Raw genomic sequence first — 24,020 nt, 5'->3', positions numbered from 1 at the left:
TCGACCCAGGCCGGCTCAAAGTTGAAAAAAACGGCTCTGGATCAGGGTCCCTGGTCCGGCAGGGGTTCGGGATCGGTGCCGAACACCCCTTCCCACCGGGCGATGACCACGCTGGCCAGGCCATTGCCGATGACGTTCACCGTGGTGCGGGCCATGTCCATGATCTCGTCCACGGCCAGGAGCATGGCGACGCCCGCATCTCCGGGCAGGCCGAAGCTGCCGCAGGTGGCCGCGATGATCACCAGCGTGGCCCGGGGCACCCCGGCCACGCCCTTGCTGGTGAGCATGAAGGTGAAGACCATGAGCAGCTGCTGGCCCAGGCCCATGTGGATGCCCGCCGCCTGGGCGATGGTGAGGCTGGCCAGCACCAGGTAGAGGGTGGAGCCGTCCAGGTTGAAGCTGTAGCCCGTGGGGATCACGAAGCTGGCCACGCGGCGGGGCACGCCGAAGCGCACCACTTCCTCCAGCAGCTTGGGCAGGGCCGCCTCGCTGCTGGCCGTGCTGAAAGCCGTGAGGGCCGGATCCTTGATGGCCTTCACGAAGCCCAGGATGCGGATGCCCGCCAGCCAGGCGATGGGCACGAAGACCAGGATGAACAGCAGGGTGAGCGCCAGATAGAGGCTGCCCACCAGGAGGCTGTACTGCTTGAGGAGGTGGAACACGGCCGTCCAGCCCTTGATCACCACGCCATTGACGGTGTGCCCCGCCGCCATGTGGCTCACGTTGTAGGCCATGGCGCCAAATACGCCCAGGGGCGTCAGCTTCATGACGAAGTCCGTGTACTTGAACATGGTCTGGGCCACGCCATCGAAGAAGGCCAGCACGGGTTTGCCCCGCTCGCCCACCTTGGTCAGGGCCACGCCGAAGATGGACGCGAAGATCACCACCGGGAGGATGTCGCCCTCGGCGGCGTGCTGGATCAGATTCGAGGGGAACAGGTGCAGCGCGATTTCCCAGCCGGTCTTCGCCTTCACCGCCGCCACCGTCGTGTGGGCACCCATGTCCATGGGCAGGTGCGCGCCGGGCTGCAGCCAGTTGGCCACGGCCAGCCCGATGAAGAGGGCCAGCGTGGTGACGATTTCGAAGTACAGCAAGGCCTTGGCACCCATGCGACCCACGGCCCGGATGTCACCGGTCTGGGCGATGCCCACGATGATGGTGGACAGCAGCAGGGGCACGATCAGCCCCTTGATGAGGCTGATGAAGGCCTTGGAGAGGAACCGGAACAGATTGTAGGCGAAGGGGTACTGGTCCTGGGGCAGGAAACCGCCGAGCATCACGCCCATGGCCAGACCCACGAAGATCCAGAAGGTGCTGGAGCGGTACCAGGGGCGCTTCTCGGTCACGGAAACCTCGCGGGCAGAGCGTTAAGGGCCTAGGGCAAGTTTGGCATGGGGCCGTATGGGACGGGGGGGAGTAGAATTGAACTCTGTTTTGGAGTCAATGGAATGGCCCTGGCCAAACGCTGGAATCTGCTGAACACGACCTTCCTCCTGGGGACCCTGGGGTTGGCCCTCGCCCTCGTTCCCTGGCGGCTGGCCACCTCGGGCCTGCGCTGGAGCGAGGCGCTGGTGTGCCTGGCCATGGTCTTCGCCATCGGGACGGCCATCAGTGGCGGCTACCACCGGCTCTTCAGCCACCGGGCCTACAGGGCCTCCTGGCCGGTCCGGTTCCTGTTCTTGTGCGTCGGGGCCGCGGCCTTCGAGAACTCGGCCCTCAAGTGGTCCAGCGACCACCGGGTGCATCATCAGCACGTGGACACGGACCTGGACCCCTACAGCATTCGGCGGGGATTCTGGCATGCCCACTGGACCTGGGTGATGGAATCCCAGGCCCACCCCCTGGCCGGCGTGGCGGACCTGGAAAAGGATCCGCTCGTGCAGTGGCAGCACCGGCACCACTTCCTCATCGGGGCCGTGGTGGCCACCATCCCAGTCTGGATCGGACTGGCCACGGGCAACCTGATCGGCCAGCTGATCTTCGGCCTGGTTCTCCGCATCGTGCTGACGCACCACACGACCTTCTTCATCAACAGCGCCGCCCACATGTTCGGCAGCCGCCCCTACACCGATGCCAACACCGCCCGCGACAACTGGCTGCTGGCGCCGCTCACCTACGGCGAGGGCTACCACAACTTCCACCACCAGTGGCAGTGGGACTACCGCAACGGCGCCCTCTGGTACCAGTGGGACTCCACCAAGTGGCTGCTGAACCTCCTGGCCTGGATGGGCCTGGTGGGCCGTTTCCGGCGCGTGTCCGAGGCGGCCATGACCCGGGCGCGGCTCCACATGGAGGAGAAGCGGCTTCGTGAGCGGCTGATCCTCGCCAGCCCCGGCGTGGCCACCCCCATGCAGGCCCGGCTTGCCGCCGCCCGCCTGAAACTGGATGCGGCTCTCGCCTCCCTGCACGACCGGCACGAAGCGTGGACTCTGAAGAAGGCCGAGTGGCGCGCCAAGGGGCTTGCCAGGGCCGAGGCCTGGCGGGAGGCCAAGGCCGAGTGGCAGGCGGCGATGACCGCCCACCGCGCCGAGCTGAAGGCTGCCTGGGCCGAGTGGAAGGCCGCCCGGCTGGAAGTGCGGACCGCGCTCGTCTATTCGTGACCCGGGTCCCGCGACAGGGATCCCGGTCTGCGCCCATCGCTGCCGTGGCGGGCGCAGCCCCGGGGCTCGTGGGATACTGACCCTGTTTGACCCATGGAGGCTTCATGGCCCAGTTCGATCTCCTCGTCATCGGCTCCGGCCCGGGCGGCTACATCGCCGCCATCCGCGCGGCCCAGCTGGGTCTGAGCACCGCCCTGGTGGAAAAGGACACGGCCCTGGGGGGCACCTGCCTCCTGCGGGGATGCATTCCCGCCAAGACCTGGCTGGAGACCGCCCACCGCTTCGAGCAGATGCAGGTGGCCAATGATTTCGGCATCGACGGGGTGGATGGCAAGGCCCTGAGACCGAACCTGGGCGCCATCGTCAAGCGCAAGGGCCGCATCGTCACCAAGAACTCCAAGGGCGTCGAGTTCCTCATGAAGAAGAACAAAGTGACCGTGCTGAAGGGCCTCGGCAAGCTCCTCGGCGGCGGCAAGGTGGAGGTGGCCGGCGACGTCCACGAGGCCAAGCGCATCATCCTGGCCACGGGCTCGGCGCCCAAACCCATCCCCGGCCTGGAGACCGACGGCCAGCGGGTGATCAACAGCGACCACATCCTGGACCTGACCGAGCTGCCGGAGCACCTGGTGATCCTCGGCGCCGGGGCCATCGGCGTGGAGTTCGCCTCCGTGTTCAGCCGCCTGGGCTCCAAGGTGACCCTGGTGGAGTTCATGGACACCATCCTGCCCCTGGAGGACGAGGATGTCGGCCTGGAGCTGGCCAAGATCCTCCGCAAGTCCTACAAGATCGACGTGCGCACCAAGACCAAGATCACCCGCATCGAGAAGCGTGCGGATGGCGTGGTGTGCTTCCTCGAAGGGGAGACTCCCGGCGAGGTGGTGGGCAGCCACCTGCTGGTGGCGGTGGGCCGCGCGCCCCAGATCGAGGGCATCGGGTTGGAGAAGACCAAGGCCCAGGTGGACCGTGGCTGCGTGGTGGTGGACAAGTTCATGCAGACCGGCGAGCCCGGCCTCTATGCCATCGGCGACATCGTGCGCACGCCCTGGCTGGCCCACGTGGCCAGCGACGAGGGCATCGTGGCGTCCGAGCACGCCGCCCAGAGCCTGGGCAAGGACGCGCATCCCCACCCCATCCGCTACGACCGCTTCCCCGCCTGCACCTACTGCGACCCAGAAGTGGGCTCCATCGGCCTCAGCGAGAAGGCCGCCAAGGCCAAGGGCTATGACGTGCAAGTGGGCAGCTTCCCCTTCGCGCCCATGGCCAAGGCCAACATCGTGGGTGAGCCCCACGGCTTCATCAAGATCGTCGCCGACAAGCAGTACGGCGAGATCCTCGGCATCCACATCCTGGGCCCCAAGGCCACGGAGCTGGTGGCCTCTAGCGTGGCGCTCATGGGCGGCGAGTTCACGGTGGATGAACTCATCAACACCATGTATCCGCACCCGACGCTGAATGAAGTGTTCCCCGAGGCGGCCCGGGCCGTCTATGGTCGCGCGCTGAACATGTAGGCCGGGGCAATCCCTAGCCTTCGCCTTTCAGGAGTCGCTCCCTCAATTCCGGTCGTAGCTTCCGCCTCGTCTTCTCGTGGTCCAGCATGGCCCGGAATTTGGCATTCTTCAGCATCTCCTGGCCACTGACCTTTCGGTCGCGGGCCTCGTTGGCGGCGGTCTCGAGCAGCTCCAGCAGGTTCATCCTGTAGAGGGCGGCCATCTTCAGGGCGTAGGCATCCGGGTCCACCGGTACGGTGTCCGGCGTGGCGTCGATGATCTCCTGCGCCAGCTTCAGGGCGTGCTCAGGATGTGCATCCAGCTGATTGGCGGCCTCGTCGAGCACCAGGTCGTTGATGTGGGCGTTCACCTGGGACTGGAGAGGTGCCGCGGGGCGCCGCAGCACCCGGAAACCCGCCGTCACTGCCAGGAGCAGGCCGAGGCCGAGGGTGGCCAGCACCCAGGGCCGCCTGGACTTTGGGCCGCGGATGGCGGATCCGGCCCGGCTGCCGGTGCGGCTGGGCAGGGCCACGGTGGCGTCATCGAGCGGGGCGATCCAGGTGGGGTTCTTGGCGGCGCGCAGGGCCTTGGCGGCTTCGGCCGCATTCGAGAACCGGGCGGCGGGGTGCTTGGCGAGCAGGCGGGAGGAGAGGGCCTTCACCGAAGGGCTCACGCCCTCGAAGACCGTGTCCTCCAGGGAGCGGGGCTCATCGTGGATGATGGTGTAGACCATGGCGCCGGTGGTGCCCCCGTTGAAGGGCCTCTCGCCGCAGAGGCCTTCGTGCAGCATGACGCCCACGGAGAAGAGGTCGGAGGCGGGCTCCGCATGGCCCGTGCGCAGATACTCCGGCGCCATGTAGGCGAGGGTGCCCACCACCTGGCCCGTCTGGGTCACGTCGCCGCCGCTCAGCTTGGCCACGCCGAAATCCATGACCTTGGCCCGCAGCTCGCCGTCCTCACGCAGCACCATGACGTTGGTGGGCTTGATGTCGCGGTGGATGATGCCGTGCTTGTGGGCCTGGGCCAGCCCCTCGCAGACCTGGGCCAGGATCTCGAGCAGGTCGGAGGGGTTCAGCGCGTCCCTTGCCATCAGGGTGCCCAGATCGTCGCCCGGCACGTATTCCATGACCAGGTAGAGCAGGTCCCCATCTGTGCCGAATTCGAAGACCGTGACCACGTTCGGGTGGTGGAGCAGGCCCGCGGCCTTCGCCTCGCGCGCGAAGCGGTCCCGGACGTCGCCGCCCACATCGAGTCCGATGAGGGCCGGGCGGATCGTCTTGATGGCGACCTCGCGTCCGATGCCCGGATCCCGTCCCAGGTAGACCTCGCCCATGGCGCCCTGCCCCAGCAGGCGGACGATCTCGAACTTGCCGATGTGGGTGCGCATGGTGCCCCATCTTCTCAGAAGGGGCGGTCAGAGGGTGTAGCCGAACTCGCGCGGGCCGCGCTGGGAGCGCCGGGCGAGCCAGGCAAGGAGGGCGAGGAGAGCCGATGCGGGACATCGGCCGACGAGCGCGACGCTGCATGGCCCTCCGTCTATCGCCACGCTGTGCCTGGCTCCCACTCGCAAGCCCGCGGAGCCGGAGCCTCCCCGCCGCCCCAGCCCTTCGGGACAGTGGCCAGCCACGCGCCCTGCTGTGTCAGGGGCCTTGTCCGTATAACCCGATACGGCCTGCGACCCCTTCCTTGCAGGATCACGTGGCTGACCACTGTCGCGGCGTGCGGGAATTCGGCTACACCCTCTCAGCACCGTGCGCAGAAATGGGGCGGACCCGGCAGGCGCGCCAGATTCGTCAGAGCCAGCTCCCAGGCCCGCGCCGGTCCGCGGAAGGCGGCGATCTCCGGCGTGAGCCGGCGCAGGGCGTGCAGGGGCGCAGGATCCCCGGGTAGCGGAAGGATGGGGACCGGGGTGCCGGTGGCGGCTCGCAGCGCCACCCGGAGGGCATCAGTCAGGGGCGTGGCGCAGGGCAGTTCCAGGGGCGTCACCCGCAGCTCCGCCCCATCAGGCAGGGGCACGCCGGGCCAGAGCTCGGTCTCGAAGCCGCCGTGTTCCGCGTGATCCGGGGCCTCGCGCCACTCGGGACGGCGGAACACCATCTTGCGGCGGTCCTTCTCCCAGTCCGCCAGGAAGGCCTTCAGCTCCGTTTTCTCCAGAGGTCCCATGGGGGCCTTGGCGAGGGGCACCGGGGTGGCGCGGTGGATCCGGCCGGGCATCCGACGCACCAGCATGGGCTTGCCCCCCAGCCAGGGCAGGCCGGCGTCCAGGGCTGCCACCAGGGCGCCGAGGCGGCGGCGGTGCAGCTCCAAGGTCGATGCCAGGTCGCAGCCGGGCAGGGGCACCAGGGCCATGAGGTTCAGCTGGAGACCCGCGGCCTGGAGTCGTTCCGCGGCCTCCAGCGGGGCCAGCAGATCGGCGGCCCCCCGTCCAAGCACCGCCACCTGGGGCAGGCCATGGCCCTGGTTGCGCTCGACCAGCAGGAGACCGCCACCCAGGCCGCCCGCGGCGCCGCTCAGTAGGGTGCCGCCCAGTTCCGCGGCCAGCTGCAGCGCGGCGGGGTTCATCATCCGAGGCGCTCCACCAGCACCTCGCGGCGGCGATCCAGGAAGGCCGCAGCGTGGGGCAGGATCGCTAAATGGGCGCCCAGGGTCAGGACGAAGGCCAGGGCCAGGACCGGCAGCAGCCAGCCCGGCGAAAGCCAGGCCATGAGGGCGTAGAGCCCGCCGTAGAGGCCCGTCCAGAGGCCTGAGGTGGCCATGCTCAGCAGGCCCATGGTGAAGGGCATGTTGTTGTTCTTGAGGCTGTCCATGGCCATGGGGCGCGGGGCCCAGGCGGAGGTCCACTGGCCCACCGCGGCCTGGGCCAGGAAGATGCAGGCCATCAGCAGGATCCCGGCGAGCAGCAGGTCGGGCCGCGCGTGGTCCACCAGGCCCAGCAGCCCCGCGAGCAGGAGGGCCTGCAGGCCCTGGTGGCCGGCCATGCCCAGGAGCTTGCCCTTCAGGAGGTCTCTGGACGCCACGGGGAGCAGCAGCAGCCCTTTCACGCCGTGGCGGTCGAGGCCGAACTGGTTGAACGTGAAATTGTTCCCCACGAGCGAGAGGTAGGCGAAGGCCGCGGGAACCGTCCACAGGGCCTTGGTGGCGACGTGGGTGAGCGGGCCCTTCAGCAGCACCAGGGTCATGAGGGGCATGAGGAAGCCGAAGCGGCCCAGGTGGCTGCGCATGATGGTCTGGAAGTGCAGCCGGCCGATGCCTTCGGCGGGGTGGTGGAAGGACCAGAGCCGCTGCCCCCGGGCGCCCTTTTCGGGCCGGCGTTCGGCCTCGGCCTCGCGGCGCATGAGCTGGGCACCCATCAGCATGAGCAGCGCGAGGAGGCCCAGGGGGTAGGCATGGGTTCCGACGGCCGCGCCCCAGCGCCCCTGGCGGGCCAGCTGGAGGCTGCGCGCGGAGGCGGTGGCGGGGAGGAAGTTCATCGCTGCGCCCACCCGGGTTCCGACGGCCCGCAGGCGCTCGACCTGGGCGGCGGAGATGGAGACTGGAGGGGCTGCCGCGGACTTGGCCGGGACCCGGCCTCCAAGGAGGGTGCTGCCCAGCCAGATCAGGACGCCCAGGGCGATGAGGATCGAGCGCAGCCGGCGGACCAGCGCCCCGGCCAGGCCCTCGATGAGCAGCTGGACCGCCAGCAGGGTGAGCACGGTCTCCAGCCAGACCAGGGGTACCAGGGGCAGGGTGGCGGGCACGCGGAGCCCCATGCCCACCAGCAGGCCCGCGATGGCGCTCCCCAGGGCGAGGGGGAGCAGGTCACCGAAACCGGCCATCAGCTCGGCGGAATACAAGGTGGAGGTCCGCAGGGGGAAGCCCCGGTAAGACTCCCAGGCGAGTTGGCGCGCCCCGCCCAGGGCCCCGCCCATGAGGCCGCCGCCGAAGCCCACCAAGGTGAGCATGCCCCCCAGCACCAGGGGCAGGAGCGGGCGGTCCAGGGCGCCGCCGAGCACCCAGCCGAGGACCCCCGTGCCCACCAGGAGCAGGCCCGCGCCGAAGGTGGCGGCAATGAGCACCGTGAGCACCAGGGCCCACTGGCCCTGCCGTCCCAGCTCGCGGGCGGACTGGTTCCAGGTGGTCTGGCCGTGGGCCGCCAGCAGGGCGCGGAAGGGGCTCACAACCACGACAGGTTCCCCTTCTGGGCGCCGCCCACCAGGTTGACGAAGAGCTGCTCGAGGCTCTCGCCACCGTGCCGCAGGTCCTCCAGGGGGCCGAAGCCCTTGAGGCGTCCGTCGTCGAGGATGGCGATGAGGGGGCAGAGCCGCTCCACCACTTCCAGGATGTGGCTCGTGAGCACCAGGGTCACCCCACTCTGCTGCAGGCTGTGGAGGATGTCCTTGATGGTGCGGCTGGTGACGGGGTCGATGCCCTCGAAGGGCTCGTCGAGGAAGACCATGCGCGGGCCGTGGATGAGCGCGGCGCAGAGGGCCACCTTCTTCTTCATGCCGAAGCTGTAGTCGGCGATGAGCTGCTTCGGCGCCACGGCCAGGTCCAGCTTGTCGAAGAGTTCTTCGCGCCGTCCGTCGATGAGGGCGTCGGGCATGCCGTACATGCGCCCCACGAAGCGCAGGTACTGGGGCCCCGTGAGCATGTCCAGCAGGGCCATGTCCTCGGGCATGGCGCCGATCTGCCGCTTCACCGCCAGTGGATCGGCCTCGAGATCCAGCCCCAGGATGCGGATGCGCCCGGCCGTCGGCTTCAGTAGGCCCGTCACCATCTTCAGGGTGGTCGACTTCCCGGCGCCATTGCGGCCCAGCAGACCCAGGAAGGCCCCGGGCTCGAGGGTCAGGCTGAGGCCGTCCACCGCCGCCTTGTCGCCGAACCGCTTGGTGAGGGAGTCGAGTTCCAGAGCGAGCATGTCTCGAGGGTAGCAGTGGCCCCCGGGCCGACGGGGCGGCCGATCCCGATATACTCCGAGGCCATGCGAATCCCCGGCTTTGCCCTGACCCTGCTCCTGACGCTGGTGGCCTGCTCCAAGCCGGAGACCACGCCCCCAGTGGTTCATCAACTGGCCGGTGCCGCCACCACACCCCTGAGTGACCTCAACCTGCTGCGGGCCAAGATCCCGGCGGTGCTGCTGGCCGCCCTGAAGGCCCCCTATGCCCCGCCAGTCGATGCGACCTGCGGCGGGCTGGCGGCCGAGGTCCAGCTGCTGGACGCGGCCCTGGGTGAGGACCTGGATGGTCCGAAGGCCCCCAGTCCCAGCCTGGCCGAACGCGGCAGGGCCGAGATCGACGAGGCGGCGGTGGGCGCCGTGAAGAGCAGCGCCGAGGCGCTGATCCCCTTCCGGGGCTGGGTGCGGAAGCTGACGGGTGCCGAGCGGGCCTCGCGGCAGGTCACCAAGGCCATCGCGGCGGGGATCGTGCGGCGGTCCTACCTCAAGGGTCTGGGACAGGCCCAGGGCTGCCCGCCTCCGGCGGCGCCGCGCCCCACACAGTCCTGAACTATCGGGTGATCAGGATCCAGAAGGTGGTGCCTTCGGGCCCGGTGTCGAAGCCCACCTTCCCGCGCAGCACGTTCTCGCCGAAGAGCTTCATGGCATAGGTGCCGAGACCTCGTCCGGCGGCGCCCTTGGTGCTGAAGGAGCGCTGGAAGATGCGGGTGCGGATGTCCGCCGGGATCTCGCCGGGGTTGTGGACCTGGAAGCGGATGTCCGGCCCCTCGAGCTGGGCCGAGAGGGTGATGGTCTCGCCCATGAAGGAGGCCTCCACGGCATTCACCGCCATGTTCAGCACCACCCGGGACAGCAGCTCGGGATCGGTGTGGATCTGCTCCTCCGGGGCGGGGAGGAGCTCCACGTCCCGGTCTCGGGCCAATGCATGCCGGCTCAGCAGGTCGCCGACATCCACCAGGATCTCCAGGGGCAGAACGGCCCGTACCCGGGGTTTCAGCTCTCCATGTTCGGCCTGGGCCATGGCGTGATGGCTCTTCAGCTCCCGGTCCAGCAGATCGGTCAGGTGTGCGAGCTTCTGCGCGATGTCTCTGGAGGTGCTGGCCCCCGAGGCGAGCAGGTCCGCCCAGCCCCGGATGCCCTGCATGAGGTTGGCCACGTCGTGATAGAACAGGCGCTCCAGTGCGTCCCGCCGCTTGACCGCGCTGAGGTCGTGCAGCACCACCGCGAGGAACTGGTGCGGGCCTACGGCCAGGGGACTGGCCACCAGCTCGAACTCCACGCTCTCGGTGCGCTCCCCGCGGCGGAGGGTGAGGAGGCACTCGGATTGGATGGGCTTCCCGGTCCGCTGGGCTTCCAGAATGGCCAGCACCGCACCGCAATGGGCGCATGCGTGGTTGGTGCCGCAGCCTCCAGGGCTGCCCGCCACCTGGATGCATCCAAACAGCTCACCGGGGCGGCGCCCCATGACGCAGCCATCGGCCGTGTCCACCACCTGGAGCATCTTGTCGTTGGTGGCCAGGATCTGGCGGTGGGCGTCCAGGATCAGCACCAGGCCGTCCAGGGCGTGCATCAGGAATCCGGCCACCGGGTGGCCCAGGCAGGCCTCGGCCTCCAGGCGCAGCTCCTCGGGGCTGGACCGTTCCGCCGTCGCGAAATGGGTCGGGGCCGATGCCTCTGGCCAAGACTGTTCCTCGAAGACCATGGGAGCTCCCTGGGATCGGGGCGGGGTGCCTTGCAAAATGTATCGGTCTTTTCCCAGGTTGAATTAATCGATGGAAAGGGAATGCATGAATTGATCATGAGTCTTAGAAAGGGAGGCCAGGGCCAGGCTGGCCCCGATCAGGGCGCAGGCCATGTCCCACTGGGTGTCCCAGGGATCGCCCTGGCTGCCCAGGAAGGCATCGGCCGAACTGCCGGTCCACACGGCCGTCTGCCACTCCAGCAGTTCGTAGGCCGCGCTGAGCCCCAGCACCATGAGGATCAGCACCACCACGGACCAGCCCCCGGGCTTCAGGACGCCCTTCCGCAGGAGCACCTCCCGGAAGATCAGCACCGGCACGAAGCCCTGGAAGAGGTGGCCCAGCCGGTCATAGGGATTGCGCGCCAGATGCAGCCAGCCCTTCACCCAGAAGCCTGCGGGCACTTCCGCATAAGTCCAGTAGCCCCCCACCATCAGCACCAGGCAGTGCAGGGCGATCAGGACATAGAGCAGATTCGTGAGCGGGAAGCGCCGGTGGGTGAGCACCAGCGCCGGCACGCCGATGATCACCGGGACGTTCTCCATGAACCAGGTGAAGCGGTCCGCCCTGGGATGCCAGCCCAGCAGCAGGAAGGCCGCGGTGACGAACAGGAGCAATGACAACGGAAGGCGCTTGGCCGTCATGGGGTTCCCCTGGAGGAGCGTGGCCTGAGCATAGCAAGGGCGGAAGCGCCTATCCTGGGGGCCTGGAGGACGACATGGATCTGGGCATTCGGGGCAAGGTGGCGATGGTGGCGGCGGGCAGCAAGGGCCTCGGCCGAGCGGCGGCCCTGGCGCTGGGGGCCGAGGGCTGCGCGGTCTCCATCTGCGGCCGGGGCGCCGAGGCCCTGGAGGTGACCCGGGCGGAGCTGGCGGCCCTGGGAATCCGCGCCCTGGCGGTGGCGGCGGACATCTCCAGCGCCGAGGACCTGGCCCGCTGGCACGCGGCCACCGTGGCGGCCCTGGGCCCGGTGGACATCCTCATCACCAACACGGGCGGCCCCAAGGCCGCGACCTTCGACCACCTCAGCGATGAGGACTGGACCTCCGGCGTGGACTCCACCCTGCTGAACGTGGTGCGCATGACCCGCCTGGTGCTGCCGGCCATGAAGGCGCGGAAGTGGGGCCGCATCGTCCACATCACGAGCCTGGTGGCCAAGCAGCCCTATCCTCTGCTCACCATCAGCTCCACCCTGCGTGCCGGACTGTCGGGCCTCACACGCACCCTCGCCCTGGAGACCGCCGCCGACGGGATCACCGTCAACGCCCTGCTGCCGGGTCATGTCATGACCGACCGGCAGCTGCACTTGGCCGAAGTGAAATCCAAGGCCGACAACATCACCGTCGAGGAGCACTTCGCCCGCCAGGCGGCCGCCATCCCTGCCCGGCGCATCGGCGAGCCGGCCGAGGTGGGCAGTGTCATCGCCTTCCTGTGCAGCGGCCCGGCCTCCTATGTGACCGGCCAGAGCCTGCTGGTGGACGGCGGCCTCGTCCAAGGCACGTTCTGACGAAAATCGCCGGCCAACGGCCGGCGATTTTCGCAAGGAACGGCCATCAGTTCTTGATGCCGCTCACCGTCTGGAAGTAGTGCGCAAAGGCCGCGATGCCGCCACCGGCCTGCTCCCAGTCGTAGTTCTCGTTGGGGGCGTGGTAGCCGTGGCTGGGGAGGCTCAGCCCGAGGAAGAAGACTTCACAGCCCAGGAGATCCTCCATGGTCTTCACGGCGCCGATGCTGCCGCCCTCGCGGGTGAAGCTGCAGGGGGCATTGAAGGCGAACTTGTAGGCATCCTTGATGGCCTCGGCGTAGGGGCCGGTGACGTGGCCCTTGAAGGGTGCCAAGCCGTGCTCCTCGTGGAACTGCACGTCGGGGAAGCGCTCGTTCACGAAGGCGCGGATGCGGGCGATGGTCTTGTGCTCGTCCATGTCGGGCACCAGGCGGCAGCTCATCTTGACCTCGGCGCGGGGCGGCACGGCGCTCTTGATGCCGGGGCCGGTGTAGCCGCCGACCATGCCGTGCACCTCCATGGTGGGACGGCCCCAGACGCGCTTCATGACCTTGATGGGATCCTCGGTGCGCATGCCGGTGATCATGTGGTCCTTCTTGAAGGTCTCCACGCTGAAGCCCGCGTGGGCCCACTCCTCCAGCTCCTGCTTGGAGGGCTTCACCACCTCGTCGTAGAAGCCGGGGATCTTCACCTTGCCGGTCTCGCCGTCCATCATCTCGGCGACCACCTTGATCAGCTCGGAGAGCGGGTTGCGCGCGGCGCCGCCCACCACGCCGCTGTGCAGGTCGTGGTCGGCCGTCTCCAGCGTGAGGCGGAAGCCCTTGAGGCCGCGCAGGCCCGCGGGGGTGCTGGGCTTGCCGCGGGTGATCCAGACCGTGTCGCTCACCACGATGGCGTTGGTCTTCAGGCGGTCCTTGTGCCGGTTGAGCCCGCCTTCGAAGCTGGGGGAGCCGATCTCCTCCTCGGTCTCCCAGAGGAAGTGGATGTTGAGGGGCACGCCTGCGCGCCGGGCCGCCAGGGCGCCGAAGAATGCCGTCACGGCCGGGCCCTTGTCGTCCGTGCTGCCGCGCCCGCGGTAGGTGTCGCCGTCCACCACGAAGGTGAAGGGCTCGGCCGTCCACTCGGGTTCGTTGGCGGGCTGCACGTCCATGTGGTTGTAGACCGTGATGGTGGGCAGGCTGGGATCCTCGCCGAACCATCCGTGGATGAGCGGATTCCCGCTGGTTTCCAGGATCTCGGCCTTGCCACCGTGCCGCTCGAACAGGGCCCGCGCCGCCTCCGCCACGCGCCGCACGTCGCCCTGCCGGGCCGGGTCGGCGCTGATGGAGGGGATCTCCACCAGGGTTTTCAGCTCCGCCTCGAAAGCCGCGCGGCTTTCGTTGGCGAACTGGCCCAGGGCCTCGCGGGTGAGAAGGGAAGGATTCATGGTTGCTCCGGAAAGGGGAACCCATCATCCCACAGCCCGAAGTGTTGTCTATAAAAGGACCTATGGGTCGAGAGTTGGAGAGGGTGGCCGTGGCTTCGACCTCACCTCAGGGCCGGGGGGCCCCCGCCTCAGGGCTGCCCAGGCGGGCCAGCAGACGACGGAATTGCGGTTCATTCCGCTTGAGCGCCAGTCCGGCCTGACAGGCGATCCGGGCGGCTTGAAGGTGCAGGGTGGAATTTCCGCCGGCTTCGGCCTCGGCGAGCTCCGCTTCCGCCTGCAGCAGCTTGAGCCGGTAGTCCCGGGGATTGGCCCGCTCCCCCAGGGCGAGGGCGGCGCGACAGTCCGCCCAGGAGCGGGTCGCGTCCAGTCCTCCGCTGGCCCGCGCCTGGCCTTCGGCCAGGAGGGCATCCGCCGCGGCCAGGTGCAGGTTGGCATTGTCCGGGTTGATGGCCTGGCCCTGCTTCCCCGTGGCGAGGGCGGCCTTCACGTGGGGCCAGGGATCCTGCCCCGCGGCGAGGGCCATCCGGGCGAGCAGAGCGTGGGCCCTGGGCAGGTGGTAGAAGGTGTAGGCGAACTGGGGGTCGATCTTCAGGTTGGGTTCCAGCTGCCGGGCAGCCCTGCGCAGGGCGTCCTGGCCTCCGCGATGGTGGGCCCACTCCCAGGCGCCCCGCTCGAAGAGGGCCTGTCCCAGGGTGCTGTTGTAGAACACGGTGCCCTTGAAGTTGGCCCGGGTGCCGAGGCTGTCCAGGACCTGGAGGGTCTCTTCGTAGATGGGCCTCGGGTCCGCGCCCCGATCGGCCAGGTGCTTCGCTTCAATGAGCCGGGAGAAGGCGTGATGGGGGTCGGCGGGTACCTGGTCGCGCCAGTGCCGGGCGCGGGCGAGGGCCTGGTCGGGACTGCGGCCGAAGCGCTGGTCGGCCTCGGCGACCACCCACCAGAGGTGGTGCAGGGTCCCCTTGGCGGCGGTCCAGTCCGATTCGCGGGTCCAGGCCTCGCGCGGGGCGAAGGCTTCCAGGTCCTGGGCGGCCTTCCGCACGAGGGGGGCTGGATCGCCCCCGTTGGACAGCTGGATGAATCCCACCTGCAGGGCGCTGTTCGGCAGGGTGATGCGGGGCTCTTCGGCATCCGGGCGGATCCGCAGCGCGATTTCCAGCAGCCGGTGGGCCTCCAGAAAGGGCTCGGCCCGGCGGCGGTGGCGGGCCGCCTGGGAGATCCCCTCCGAGGTGACGAGGTTCGAGTGCCGGAGGACGGCCTCGTCATCGCTCGGGGCGATCTGCTCGGCCTCATTCAGGTAGCCCAGGGCCCGCTTGTACTGGGCATGGATGCGGTCGTAACCGGGCGTGTCGGTGGTCGCGAACACCGCCTCCACGGCATTGGCGGCCCGGGAGCCCCAGACCTCGAACAGCCAGGGCGCCTGGTCCAGGGCGAGGGCGTAGTGCCGATCCGCTTCGTCGTGGCGCCCTTCGGCCTGGGCGGCGAGCCCGATGCCGTACTCGGGGTGGTCCACGCTGGCCCCTTTGGCGCGCGCCATCCACGTCAGGGCCAGCGGGACCATCTCGGCGGCGACTTTGCGCAGGTCCTCCCGCGAGGCGAGTTGGCCGACGAGTTCGAGCCTCCGGTTCTCATACTGCTTCAGCCGTGTCAGCGCGAGGCCGTGCGCCACTTCCGGGGCCTGGAACCCCGAACTCCAGGCGGCCGCCAGGTGCCGGACAGCCTCTGCGTATTCCCGCAGCGCCAGGTACCCCCGGCCCAGGGCGTAGTGGGCGGGCCCCTGGGCGGACCCGCCCAGTCGGGCCATCTCATCCTGGATCGCCGCCATCCTCGTCCGCAGCCGCGCCTCCGCCGGCCGGATGTCATGCCGGGGCATCATGCGCTCGATGCGCAGCAGGTGCTCCGCATCCCGGATCTCCAGGGCGAAGCGCTGGGCCGCTTCCTCCCGCAGGCGCGAGGTGGCGCGGATGTGGCCGTTCCAGGCCAACAGGAGCACCGAGGCGAGAATTCCCGTCGTGGCGGTGGCGGCCAGGGCCGGGCGGCGTTTCGACCAGCGCCACAGCCTGCCGAGCGGGCCCACGGGGCGGGCCTGGATGGGCTCGTCCGCCAGGAAGCGGCGCAGGTCCGCCCCCAGGTCCTTGGCGGTCCCGTAGCGTCTGGCTGGCTCCCGCTCCAGGCACTTCAGGGTGATGGTCTCCAGGTCCCTCGGCACCCCCGGGTTGAGCCGCCGCACGGCCCGCACGCCCGAGTCCGATTGGTTCGTGATGAGGCCCGCCAGCGTGGACCCCTCGTAGGGTGGCTGCCCGGTGACGAGCGCGTAGAGGGTGGCGCCCAGGCTGTAGATGTCCGTGCTGGGGCCCAGGGCCTCGCCCTGCGTCTGCTCGGGGCTCATGAAGGCGGGCGTGCCCATCACCGCCCAGGACAGCGTCTGGTCCAGCAGGGTGAGATCCCGGGCCAGGCCGAAGTCCACCACGCAGGGGCGCAGGCTGCCATCCGGGCGGGTCTCGACGAGGATGTTCGCCGGCTTCAGGTCGCGGTGGATCAGGCCCGCCAGGTGGGCGGCGTGGATGGCCTCCGCCACGTCCGCCATCACCGAGGCCATGGCCCGGAAGTCCAGCTCGGGGTGCAGGTCCACCAGGGAGCGGCCCTGCACCAGCTGCATGGCGATGTAGGGACGCCCCTCCGAGTGGCCCAGGTCGTGGATGCGGCAGATGCCCGGGTGGTCGAGCTTGGCCTGGGTCCGGGCCTCCCGCAGCAGGCGGAGGTGCAGGTCGGGATCATGCCCCAGCAGCAGCTTCAGGGCCACCACGCGCTTGAGCACCGGGTCCCAGGCCGCATGCACCCGGCCCATGCCGCCCCGGCCCAGCTCCGGGCCGAGGAGGTAGCGGTCCACCGCCACGCAGTCCGCAGACCTGGCCCAGGGCGGCATCGTCCCGGGTTCAGGGGAGGGATCACTTTCGAGGAGCGTCATGGGGTGCAGTGGATGTCTCTATTTCTAGCGGAACGGCGGAGCAGTGGATACCCGCGGGTGGCAAAATTCGGGTCTCCTTCGATTCCTACCAAAGCAGGTATTGCGTCCCCATCTCTGGACGCGCGGCTCCTCCCGGGCTTCAATGGAGCCATGCCTACCCGCGGCCCCTATGAGACCTCGCCCATGCCGACGCACCCGCGCACGCTGGCGGAGCGTCTGCGGTGGCTGCGCAAGCAGTCCGGCCTCACCCAGGTGGAGGTGAGCCAGGCCCTGGGCTGTGAGCAGGCCATGATCAGCAGCTGGGAAGTGGGCCGTACCCGGCCCAGCGCCGTCACCCTGGGGGCCCTGGCCAAGCACTATGGCGTGAGCCTGGCCGGCCTGGACACTGGGCTCGGGTTCCTGGAAGAAGCCACGCGACGGCCCCTGCCCGAAGCCGAGCCGGAGGGCTCCGTGGTGGAGACCACCCTGGCCCTCCCCCCGGTGGCACCCGGCCAGGTCATGCTCCTCGACGAGCGCACCGGCACCCAGACCTCCACCGACGCCGCCGAAGCCATGGCCGCCCTCCTCCGCGCCCTCAAGAAGGGGCGGAAGGCGTGGGTGGTGGTGCGATAGAGCAGATCCGTCCTCAACCGGGGAAGGTCGAAGCAGCCTTCAGCCCCGTCCATTCCGGCAGGCCCAGGGCCAGGTTGAGGTTCTGCACGGCCTGGGCCGCCATGCCCTTGCCCAGGTTGTCGAGGGCGACCATGACGGCGGCGTGGCCGTTCCGGGCGGCGACGCCAAGATCGGCGAAGGCGCTGCCGGTGGTGGCGGCCACGCGGGGGCTGCCCTCCACCATGCGGATGAAGAAACGGTCCCGGTAGAAGGCTGCATAGTGCGCCCTGAGGGTGTCCTCAACTACGCCAGCGGGCAGCGGGAACTGGGCCGTGGCGAAGATCCCACGCACCATGGGGGCACTCTGGGGCACGAAGCTGAGGGGCGCCTGCCAGCCCGCGACGGCGAGGGTGCGCAGCACCTCGGCCTCGTGCTGGTGGCCGAGCATCTTGTAGGCGCGGAAGTCGTTGGCACGGGTGGGGTGGTGGGTGGTGTCGCTGGGCGCGGCGCCCGACCCTGAGGAACCCGTGGCGGCGGTGACGGCCACGAAGGCCGGCTTCCACTCGGCCAGGGGCAGCAGGGCCAACTGCAGGGCCGTGGCGAAGCAGCCGGGGTTGGCGATGCGCCGGGCACCCCTCATGCGCTCGGGCTGCCAGTCCACCAGGCCGTAGACCCAGGCGGGGTCCAGGCGGAAGTCCGCGGAGAGGTCGATGATGGTGAGCTTGTCCGTGAGCCCCAGGCGATCCCACTCGCTTTGGAAGTCGGGCCACTGCTTGGCAAACTCGCCGTGGGGCAGGGCCGCGAACAGCACGGGGGTCTCGCTCTGGGCCAGGGCCGCCCAGTCCGGCGCTGCTTCGAAGGTGCCGTCGACCAGGCCGCGCAGGTTCGGGTGTTGGGCATGGAAGGGCTTGCCGGCGTGGCTGCGCGCCGTCCCGCGAATGGAGGTTACCGCCGGGTGATTGGAAAGCCACCGCAGCAGCTCTCCGCCGCCATAGCCCGACGCGCCGAGGATGAGGACATCCACGGAACTCATACCTTGGCCGCGAGCTTGGGCTCGAGGAGGTCGAGCACGAAGCGGCCGAGGGCATCCGCATCGGCCCGGGCGTTGCGGGCGGGGAGGCCCAGGGTGGCGACGAAGCGCTCGCCCACGCGGTTGTCCGTGGCGGGACCGGCCACGAGATCCGTCTTGATGCCGTAGGCGGAGGTCAGGTTGTGCACGGCCCCGGCCGCGCCCACGGGGTCGTTGGCGCAGACGATGAACACGCCGCTCAAGGCCATGAGCTCGGCATCCTGCAGGATGGCCTGCACGCCGTACTCGCCCATGATGCCGTCGCCGGTCTCGGCCACGATGACATCCACGCCATGGGAGGCCAGCTCCGAGAAGATGATGTGCGAGACGCCGGCGGCGCTGCCCGCATCGGTGCACACGATGCCCGCATCCGTGAAATCGAGGGCCACTTCCGCGCCGTAGTCGCGCATGGCCAGGGCGTCGCGCATGAGCGAGACGCCCGTGAGCTTGCAGGCTCCCACCCGGTAGCCCGCGCGGCTGAGCTGGCGGATGGTGGCGCAGGCGGCGGCGGTCTTGCCCGCGTTCATGCAGGTGCCCGCCACGTACACCACCGGGCAGTGGGCAGAGAGGCCCGTACCCTTGAGGGCGCCCATGCGGATGTGGGCGGGCTGGCCGGCGCGGGACTGGAACTCGGGGAACACCAGCACCTGGCCCAGCACCTCCAGCTCGAAGGGCTTGCCCACGTCGGGGTTGTGCGACAGGCATCGGCCGAGGACGCCGCCCATGTTCAGCAGGTTCACGGTGTCGCCGGGCTTCAGGGCCTTGGGCATGACGCCCTCGTAGCCCTGCAGGGCGTTGCGGTGGCCCAGGGCGCCCACGAGGATGTCGCCGTCATGCAGGGTGCTCATGCGGCCGTGGGGATCCTCCAGCTGGTTGTAGGTGCTCTTCTCGCCCCGCACCTTGCAGGCGATGACGGAGCCTTCTTCGAGCAGGATTTCGCTGCCGAGGGTCAGGGTGCGGCCCAGCCGCAGGTTGCGGGTGACCGAGGCGAGCTTGTCGACGTGGATGCGCATGAGGTTGTTCCTTGAAAAGGATTCACCGCGGTGATCAGTTGCCTTTTGCCTTGAGTGTCAAAGTCTGCTGAACGCCGAAGACCTTCGCGAAGCCCGCGGCTTCGGCGCCGGTCCAGAGCTTGTTGGCCTCGCCGTAGGTGGCGATGCGCGGGTCCATCAGCGAGTAGGGCGACTGCACGCCCTCCACCACGAAGGCGCGGGGGTGCAGGGTGAGGCGCACCTCGCCGCAGACGCGGTCCTGGCTGGACTGCAGGAAGGCCTCCAGGTCGCGGGCCAGGGGATCGAAGAAGTGGCCCTCGTGCAGCAGGCTGCCGTAGAGGTTGCCCAGGGACTCCTTCCAGAAGAGCTGCTTGCCGCTCAGCACCAGCTTCTCCAGCTCCCGGTGGGCGCCGATGAGCAGATGCGCCGCCGGGGCCTCGAAGCCCACGCGACCCTTGATGCCCAGGATGGTGTCGCCCAGGTGCACGCCGCGGCCGATGCCGTAGGGGCGCCCGATGGCGTTGAGCTGGGCGACGAGGGTGACGGGATCCATGGCATTGCCGTCCAGGGCCACGGGTACGCCCTCATCGAAGCTGAGGGTCAGGGTCTTGGGTGCCAGGGCGCCGATGATGCCGCCGGGGAAGGCCGCTTCGGGCAGGGTGGTCCAGGCGTCGAGGGTCTCGCGGCCCCCCACGCTGGTGCCCCACATGCCCTCGTTGATGGAGTAGTCCCTGGTCTTCTCCGGGAACACCAGGCCGCGCTCGGCGCAGTAGGCCATCTCCTCGGCCCGGGACAGGCCCAGGTCGCGGATGGGGGTGAGGATCGCCAGCTCGGGTGCCAGGGCACGGAAGGCCACGTCGAAGCGCACCTGGTCGTTGCCGGCGCCGGTGGAACCGTGGGCGATGGCGGCGGCACCCATGGCCTTGGCCAGCTCGGCCACGGCCCGGGCCTGGCAGACCCGCTCGGCGGAGACGGACAGCGGGTACATCTGGCCGCGCAGCACGTTGCCGTAGATCAGGTAGCGCAGGTAGCCGTCGAAGAGCCCGGCGCGGGCGTCCACGGTGGTGTGGCTGAGGGCGCCCAGCTTCGGGGAGGTGGCCTCGATGCGCGCCAATTCCTCCGGCGAGAAGCCGCCGGTGTTCACCGTGACCGTGGCCACGTCGTAGCCCTGCTCTTTCAGGTAGAACACGCAGAAGGACGTGTCGAGGCCGCCGGAGAAGGCGAGGACGGCGAGCTTGCTCATGGGAGGCCCTTCCAGATGAAAGCCAAAGGACTTGTCGCAAAGGCGCAAAGGGCGCAAAGAAGAGCAGGGGTTGCCAAGGTGGCTTTTCTTCGCGCCTTTGCGTCTTTGCGTTGATCTTTCATCAGTTCGCCCATAGCGCCGCCTCCGCTTCCACATGGACCTCGCGCTTGGCTTCGATCCAGGTTCGCGCAGCGGAAAGGTCGGCGGCGAGGTCGTCGAGGCCCAGGTTGCCGGCGCCGCCGAGGTGGGTGGCGGTGAGGGCGGCGCGGTCCGGAGCGAAGGTGCCGTCCTGCAGCTGCTGGGCGACCTTGCGGTAGGCCTCGCGGAAGGGCAGGCCGCCCTGCACGTAGACGTAGGCCTGGTGGGCGGCGTAGAGCTCGTCCGTGCTGGCGGCGGCGGTGGCCGCCCCGTTCACGCTGAGGGCGGGGATGAGCCGCACCAGCACGCCGAAGAGCTCATCCGCCTGGCGCAGGCCCAGGATGACGGGGCGCTTGAGCAGCTGCAGGTCGCGGTGGTAGCTGGAGGGCAGGCCGGAGGCGATCTGCTCCACCAGGCCCGCCGTGCCCCGCAGTTCGCGGCAGCGGCCCCTGGCCAGTTCCACCACGTCGGGGTTCTTCTTCTGGGGCATGATGCTCGAGCCCGTGGTGAAGGCGTCCGGCAGCTTGAGGAACCCGAACTCCTCGGTGCTGTAGAAGGACACATCCCACAGGAACTTCTCGATGACGCCGCCGGTGGACGCGGCCCACTGGAGCATGGCCGTCTCGTGGCGGCCCCGGCTGTTCTGCACGTCGATGGGGCTGCGCTGCACCTTGGAGAAGCCCAGCAGCCTGGCCGTCAGTTCACGGTCGATGGGCAGGGGCACGCCGAAGCCGGCGGCCGATCCCAGCGGGCAGCGGTCGAGCCGCTGGTAGACCGACTGCAGGGCCTCCAGTTCCTCCAGCAGTCCCTCGGCGAAGGCCGCGGCCCACATGCCGAAGGTGCTGGGCATGGCGCGGCGCAGGTGGGTGTAGCCCGGCAGGGGCACGTCCTGGTTCGCCCGCGCGAAGGCCAGGAAGGCCTCGGCCAGGTCGGACACTCGGAGGCCCAGGCGCAGCAGGGCGTCCCGCAGGTAGAGCCGGAAGGCCAGGATGACCTGGTCGTTGCGCGAACGGCCCAGGTGGATGCGCTGGCCCACGGGGCCGAGGCTGCGGGTGAGGTCGGCCTCGATGGCAGTGTGGCCGTCCTCCAGGTGTGGCGGAATGGGGAAGGCGTTCTGCCGGGCGAGGTTCGAGATGCGCTTCAGGCCCCGCACCAGGGCGCCGGCATCGGCGGTTTCCAGCAGCCCGGTGGCCGCCAGCATCTTCGCGTGGGCCGCGCTGCCCAGGCAGTCCCAGGGCAGCAGGGTCAGGTCGGTGTCCGGATCCTCGCCCACGGTGAAGCGGTGGATGGCCACGTCCAGGGGGAGGTCCTTGGCCCAGAGGGTTGTTCCGTCAGGCTTCATTTGGCACCTGCAGCTTGAAGAAGGTGGAGACCAGCTGAGCGTAGAAGGCCACGCCCGCTTCGAGCTCGGGCAGGGTGAGGTACTCGTTGGGGGTGTGGCTGCGGAAGGTGTCGCCGGGCCCGGCCTTCACCGCCCGGATGCTCCCCAGGAAGGCCCAGTCCGACGTGGTGCCGGAGCCCACGGGGCCGGCCTTGCCGGCGGCCGCGAGGGCCGCCCGGACGATGGGATGGCCCGGATCCGTGCCCTTGGGCAGGTAGCGCTTGGAGTGGATGGCGACTTCGCTTTCCAGCTGCCGCTGGAAGCCGGCCGCGAGGGCATCGTGGTCCTGCTCGGGGCTGGTGCGCAGGTCCACGAAGAACTCGCAGGCATCCGGCACCTGGTTGCGCCGCAGGCCGCCCTGGATCTGCGTGACCTGGGCCTTCTGCGAGCCCAGCAGCGGGTGGGCGGGGAAGTCCATGGCGGCGATCTTGGCGATGTCCCGGGCCGCCTTGTGGATGGCGTTCTCGGCACCCAGCATCTGGGCGTTGGCCACGTGACCGCTCTGGCCCCGGGCGGTGCACTTGAGGATCAGGAGGCCCCGCTGGGCCGCGCAGATGCGCAGGCCCGTGGGTTCGCCCACCACGGCGCCATCGAAGGGGCCGAGCTGGCCCAGGATGGTGGCGATGCCCTGGCCGCCGGTCTCCTCTTCGGCGGTGAGGGCCACCACCACTTCCCCGTCGAGGTCCAGTTTCGCCAGCTCGAAGGCGGCCAGCAGGAGGGCCGCCACGCAGCCCTTGGCGTCGTTGGCGCCGAGTCCCTGGAGGCGGGCGCCGTGCCAGACGGGCGCAAAGGGATCCCCCTCCCAGCCCGCGCAGGGGGGCACCGTGTCGAGGTGCGAGTTGAGCAGGAGCCGGGAGCCGCCCTTCTTCCCGAGGCTGAACCAGAGGTTGTGCCCCTGGCGTTGGACCTCGAAGCCCCGGGTGGCGAGGAGATCCTGCACCAGGTCCGCCAGCGGGCCTTCCTCACCCGACACGCTGGGCGTGCCGACCAGGCGCGTGAGCAGCTCGGCGGGGCCCATCAATGCGCCCCAGCGGGCGTGGCCGCCACCGCGGGGGCCACGATCATCGTCCCGCTGCCCTCGTTGGTGAAGATCTCCGCCAGTAGGGCATCCGGGGCCAGGCCACTCACCAGGTGGGCACTGGGCACGCCGCCCAGGAGCGCAGCCTTCACGGCGGTGATCTTGGGCCGCATGCCCCCGGTGATCACCCCCTTGGCCTCCAGACCGGACAGTTCCTCCAGGGTGGCGTGGGGAATGAGCGACGAGGACTTGGCGACGTCCTTCAACAGACCCGGAACCGACAGCAGGAAGAACAGCTTCTCGGCGCCCAGCGCGGTGGCCAGGCTCGCGGCGATGGTGTCCGCGTTGGTGTTGTAAATGGCGCCGTCTTCCCCCCCGGAAAGCGGCGCCACCACCGGCACGAACCCCCCCTCGAGCAGGTGGCTGAGAACATGTGGATCGATGGCGTCGATGTCGCCCACCAGGCCGTAGTCCACCAGCTGGGGCTCGGTGGCCCCATCGGGGATCACGGCCACGGGCGGACGCCGGTGGGCCTTCACGAGGCCCGCATCGAGACCGGTGAGGCCCACGGCCGGCACGCCCGCGGCCTGCAGCTCCGAGAGCAGGTCCATGTGCACCTGGCCGGCGAAGACCATCTTGGCGGCGTCCAGCACCTCGGGGCTCGTCACACGCCGGCCCGCCACCTTCTCCACGGGGATGTTCATGGAGGCGCAGACGGCGTCCAGCTCGGCGCCGCCCCCATGCACCACCACGACCTTGATGGAGAAGGACCAGAGCAGGGCGATCTGCTCGCAGAGGGCCTTGCGGATCTTGGGTTCGGCGATGACCTCGCCGCCCACCTTCACCACGAAGGTCTTGCCGCGGAACAGCCGCACGTACTGGGAGGCTTCCTTGAGGGCGGCGTAGGGATTGGGGGAGAGGGGCATCAGGACCTCGG

20 protein-coding genes are annotated in these 24,020 nt (G+C 69.5%); 5 read left to right on the top strand and 15 right to left on the bottom strand.

The genetic code is table 11. The annotated features are described in order from the left end of the window. Positions 1-41 precede the first annotated feature (41 nt). Positions 42-1,346 (bottom strand): dicarboxylate/amino acid:cation symporter, encoded by a 1,305-nt coding sequence (locus QOZ81_RS15285; protein ID WP_291204316.1) that lies wholly within the window; start codon positions 1,344-1,346, stop codon positions 42-44. A 102-nt stretch (positions 1,347-1,448) separates the two neighbouring features. On the opposite strand from QOZ81_RS15285, the gene QOZ81_RS15280 reads away from it, so the two are divergent. Continuing rightward, complete coding sequence (locus QOZ81_RS15280) at positions 1,449-2,600, top strand: acyl-CoA desaturase (RefSeq protein ID WP_291204318.1); 1,152 nt, start codon at positions 1,449-1,451, stop codon at positions 2,598-2,600. A 104-nt stretch (positions 2,601-2,704) separates the two neighbouring features. Then, complete coding sequence (gene lpdA, locus QOZ81_RS15275; protein WP_291204320.1) at positions 2,705-4,108, top strand: dihydrolipoyl dehydrogenase; 1,404 nt, start codon at positions 2,705-2,707, stop codon at positions 4,106-4,108. A gap of 13 nt (positions 4,109-4,121) precedes the next feature. Here the strand turns inward: lpdA and QOZ81_RS15270 are convergent, their stop codons facing one another. The 4 genes from QOZ81_RS15270 to QOZ81_RS15255 all read right to left on the bottom strand — a co-directional run bounded on the left by QOZ81_RS15270 (position 4,122) and on the right by QOZ81_RS15255 (position 8,984). Further along, complete coding sequence (locus QOZ81_RS15270) at positions 4,122-5,474, bottom strand: serine/threonine-protein kinase (protein ID WP_291204321.1); 1,353 nt, start codon at positions 5,472-5,474, stop codon at positions 4,122-4,124. A 356-nt stretch (positions 5,475-5,830) separates the two neighbouring features. Beyond that, positions 5,831-6,652 (bottom strand): hypothetical protein, encoded by an 822-nt coding sequence (locus tag QOZ81_RS15265; protein WP_291204323.1) that lies wholly within the window; start codon positions 6,650-6,652, stop codon positions 5,831-5,833. Then, positions 6,649-8,250, bottom strand: a complete 1,602-nt coding sequence (locus tag QOZ81_RS15260; protein ID WP_291204325.1) for a hypothetical protein — start codon at positions 8,248-8,250, stop codon at positions 6,649-6,651. Before QOZ81_RS15260 ends, QOZ81_RS15265 begins: the two co-directional genes overlap by 4 nt. Continuing rightward, positions 8,241-8,984 carry an ABC transporter ATP-binding protein gene (locus QOZ81_RS15255; protein WP_291204328.1) on the bottom strand — a complete coding sequence of 248 codons (744 nt, stop codon included), beginning with the start codon at positions 8,982-8,984 and terminating at the stop codon, positions 8,241-8,243. Before QOZ81_RS15255 ends, QOZ81_RS15260 begins: the two co-directional genes overlap by 10 nt. Before the next feature lie 63 nt (positions 8,985-9,047). Here QOZ81_RS15255 and QOZ81_RS15250 point away from each other — a divergent pair, with 63 nt between their 5' ends. Beyond that, positions 9,048-9,569, top strand: coding sequence for a hypothetical protein (locus tag QOZ81_RS15250; protein WP_291204331.1), 522 nt, complete (start codon positions 9,048-9,050; stop codon positions 9,567-9,569). A 1-nt stretch (position 9,570) separates the two neighbouring features. On the opposite strand, the gene QOZ81_RS15245 is transcribed toward QOZ81_RS15250, so the two are convergent. Both QOZ81_RS15245 and QOZ81_RS15240 read right to left on the bottom strand, forming a co-directional pair. Beyond that, the gene (locus QOZ81_RS15245; RefSeq protein WP_291204334.1) at positions 9,571-10,722 is read right to left on the bottom strand and encodes a sensor histidine kinase; all 1,152 of its coding nucleotides are present in this window, start codon (positions 10,720-10,722) and stop codon (positions 9,571-9,573) included. A gap of 63 nt (positions 10,723-10,785) precedes the next feature. Continuing rightward, positions 10,786-11,403, bottom strand: a complete 618-nt coding sequence (locus tag QOZ81_RS15240; protein WP_291204337.1) for a DUF2238 domain-containing protein — start codon at positions 11,401-11,403, stop codon at positions 10,786-10,788. A gap of 74 nt (positions 11,404-11,477) precedes the next feature. Here QOZ81_RS15240 and QOZ81_RS15235 point away from each other — a divergent pair, with 74 nt between their 5' ends. Continuing rightward, the gene (locus tag QOZ81_RS15235) at positions 11,478-12,266 is read left to right on the top strand and encodes an SDR family oxidoreductase (RefSeq protein WP_291204340.1); all 789 of its coding nucleotides are present in this window, start codon (positions 11,478-11,480) and stop codon (positions 12,264-12,266) included. A 46-nt stretch (positions 12,267-12,312) separates the two neighbouring features. On the opposite strand, the gene QOZ81_RS15230 is transcribed toward QOZ81_RS15235, so the two are convergent. Together QOZ81_RS15230 and QOZ81_RS15225 are read right to left on the bottom strand one after the other, a co-directional pair. Beyond that, a complete protein-coding gene (locus QOZ81_RS15230) occupies positions 12,313-13,689 on the bottom strand; it encodes a M20/M25/M40 family metallo-hydrolase (RefSeq protein ID WP_291204342.1) in 1,377 nt (458 codons plus the stop codon). A gap of 106 nt (positions 13,690-13,795) precedes the next feature. Beyond that, complete coding sequence (locus QOZ81_RS15225; RefSeq protein WP_291204344.1) at positions 13,796-16,651, bottom strand: serine/threonine-protein kinase; 2,856 nt, start codon at positions 16,649-16,651, stop codon at positions 13,796-13,798. A gap of 150 nt (positions 16,652-16,801) precedes the next feature. On the opposite strand from QOZ81_RS15225, the gene QOZ81_RS15220 reads away from it, so the two are divergent. Continuing rightward, on the top strand, positions 16,802-17,263 hold the full coding sequence (locus tag QOZ81_RS15220) for a helix-turn-helix domain-containing protein (RefSeq protein WP_291204347.1): 462 nt from the start codon (positions 16,802-16,804) through the stop codon (positions 17,261-17,263). A 13-nt stretch (positions 17,264-17,276) separates the two neighbouring features. On the opposite strand, the gene argC is transcribed toward QOZ81_RS15220, so the two are convergent. The 6 genes from argC to argB form a co-directional block, all read right to left on the bottom strand. Next, positions 17,277-18,275: an N-acetyl-gamma-glutamyl-phosphate reductase gene (gene argC / locus QOZ81_RS15215; protein ID WP_366082602.1), complete on the bottom strand. Its 999-nt coding sequence runs from the start codon at positions 18,273-18,275 to the stop codon at positions 17,277-17,279. Next, positions 18,272-19,324: a hypothetical protein gene (locus QOZ81_RS15210; RefSeq protein WP_291204353.1), complete on the bottom strand. Its 1,053-nt coding sequence runs from the start codon at positions 19,322-19,324 to the stop codon at positions 18,272-18,274. Before QOZ81_RS15210 ends, argC begins: the two co-directional genes overlap by 4 nt. Positions 19,325-19,358: 34 nt before the next feature. After that, a complete protein-coding gene (gene argG / locus QOZ81_RS15205; protein ID WP_291204356.1) occupies positions 19,359-20,546 on the bottom strand; it encodes an argininosuccinate synthase in 1,188 nt (395 codons plus the stop codon). Positions 20,547-20,667: 121 nt separating this feature from the next. Then, positions 20,668-22,026 (bottom strand): argininosuccinate lyase, encoded by a 1,359-nt coding sequence (gene argH / locus QOZ81_RS15200; protein ID WP_291204359.1) that lies wholly within the window; start codon positions 22,024-22,026, stop codon positions 20,668-20,670. Continuing rightward, positions 22,016-23,083 (bottom strand): M20/M25/M40 family metallo-hydrolase, encoded by a 1,068-nt coding sequence (locus tag QOZ81_RS15195; RefSeq protein ID WP_291204362.1) that lies wholly within the window; start codon positions 23,081-23,083, stop codon positions 22,016-22,018. The genes argH and QOZ81_RS15195 overlap by 11 nt, the downstream gene beginning before the upstream one ends. Beyond that, complete coding sequence (gene argB / locus QOZ81_RS15190) at positions 23,083-24,009, bottom strand: acetylglutamate kinase (protein ID WP_291204365.1); 927 nt, start codon at positions 24,007-24,009, stop codon at positions 23,083-23,085. The genes QOZ81_RS15195 and argB overlap by 1 nt, the downstream gene beginning before the upstream one ends. Positions 24,010-24,020 lie beyond the last annotated feature (11 nt).

Source organism: Geothrix sp. (assembly GCF_030219325.1).
In the GTDB taxonomy this organism is placed as follows: Bacteria; Acidobacteriota; Holophagae; order Holophagales; family Holophagaceae; genus Geothrix.
This window is presented reverse-complemented; position numbering and strand designations above follow the sequence as displayed.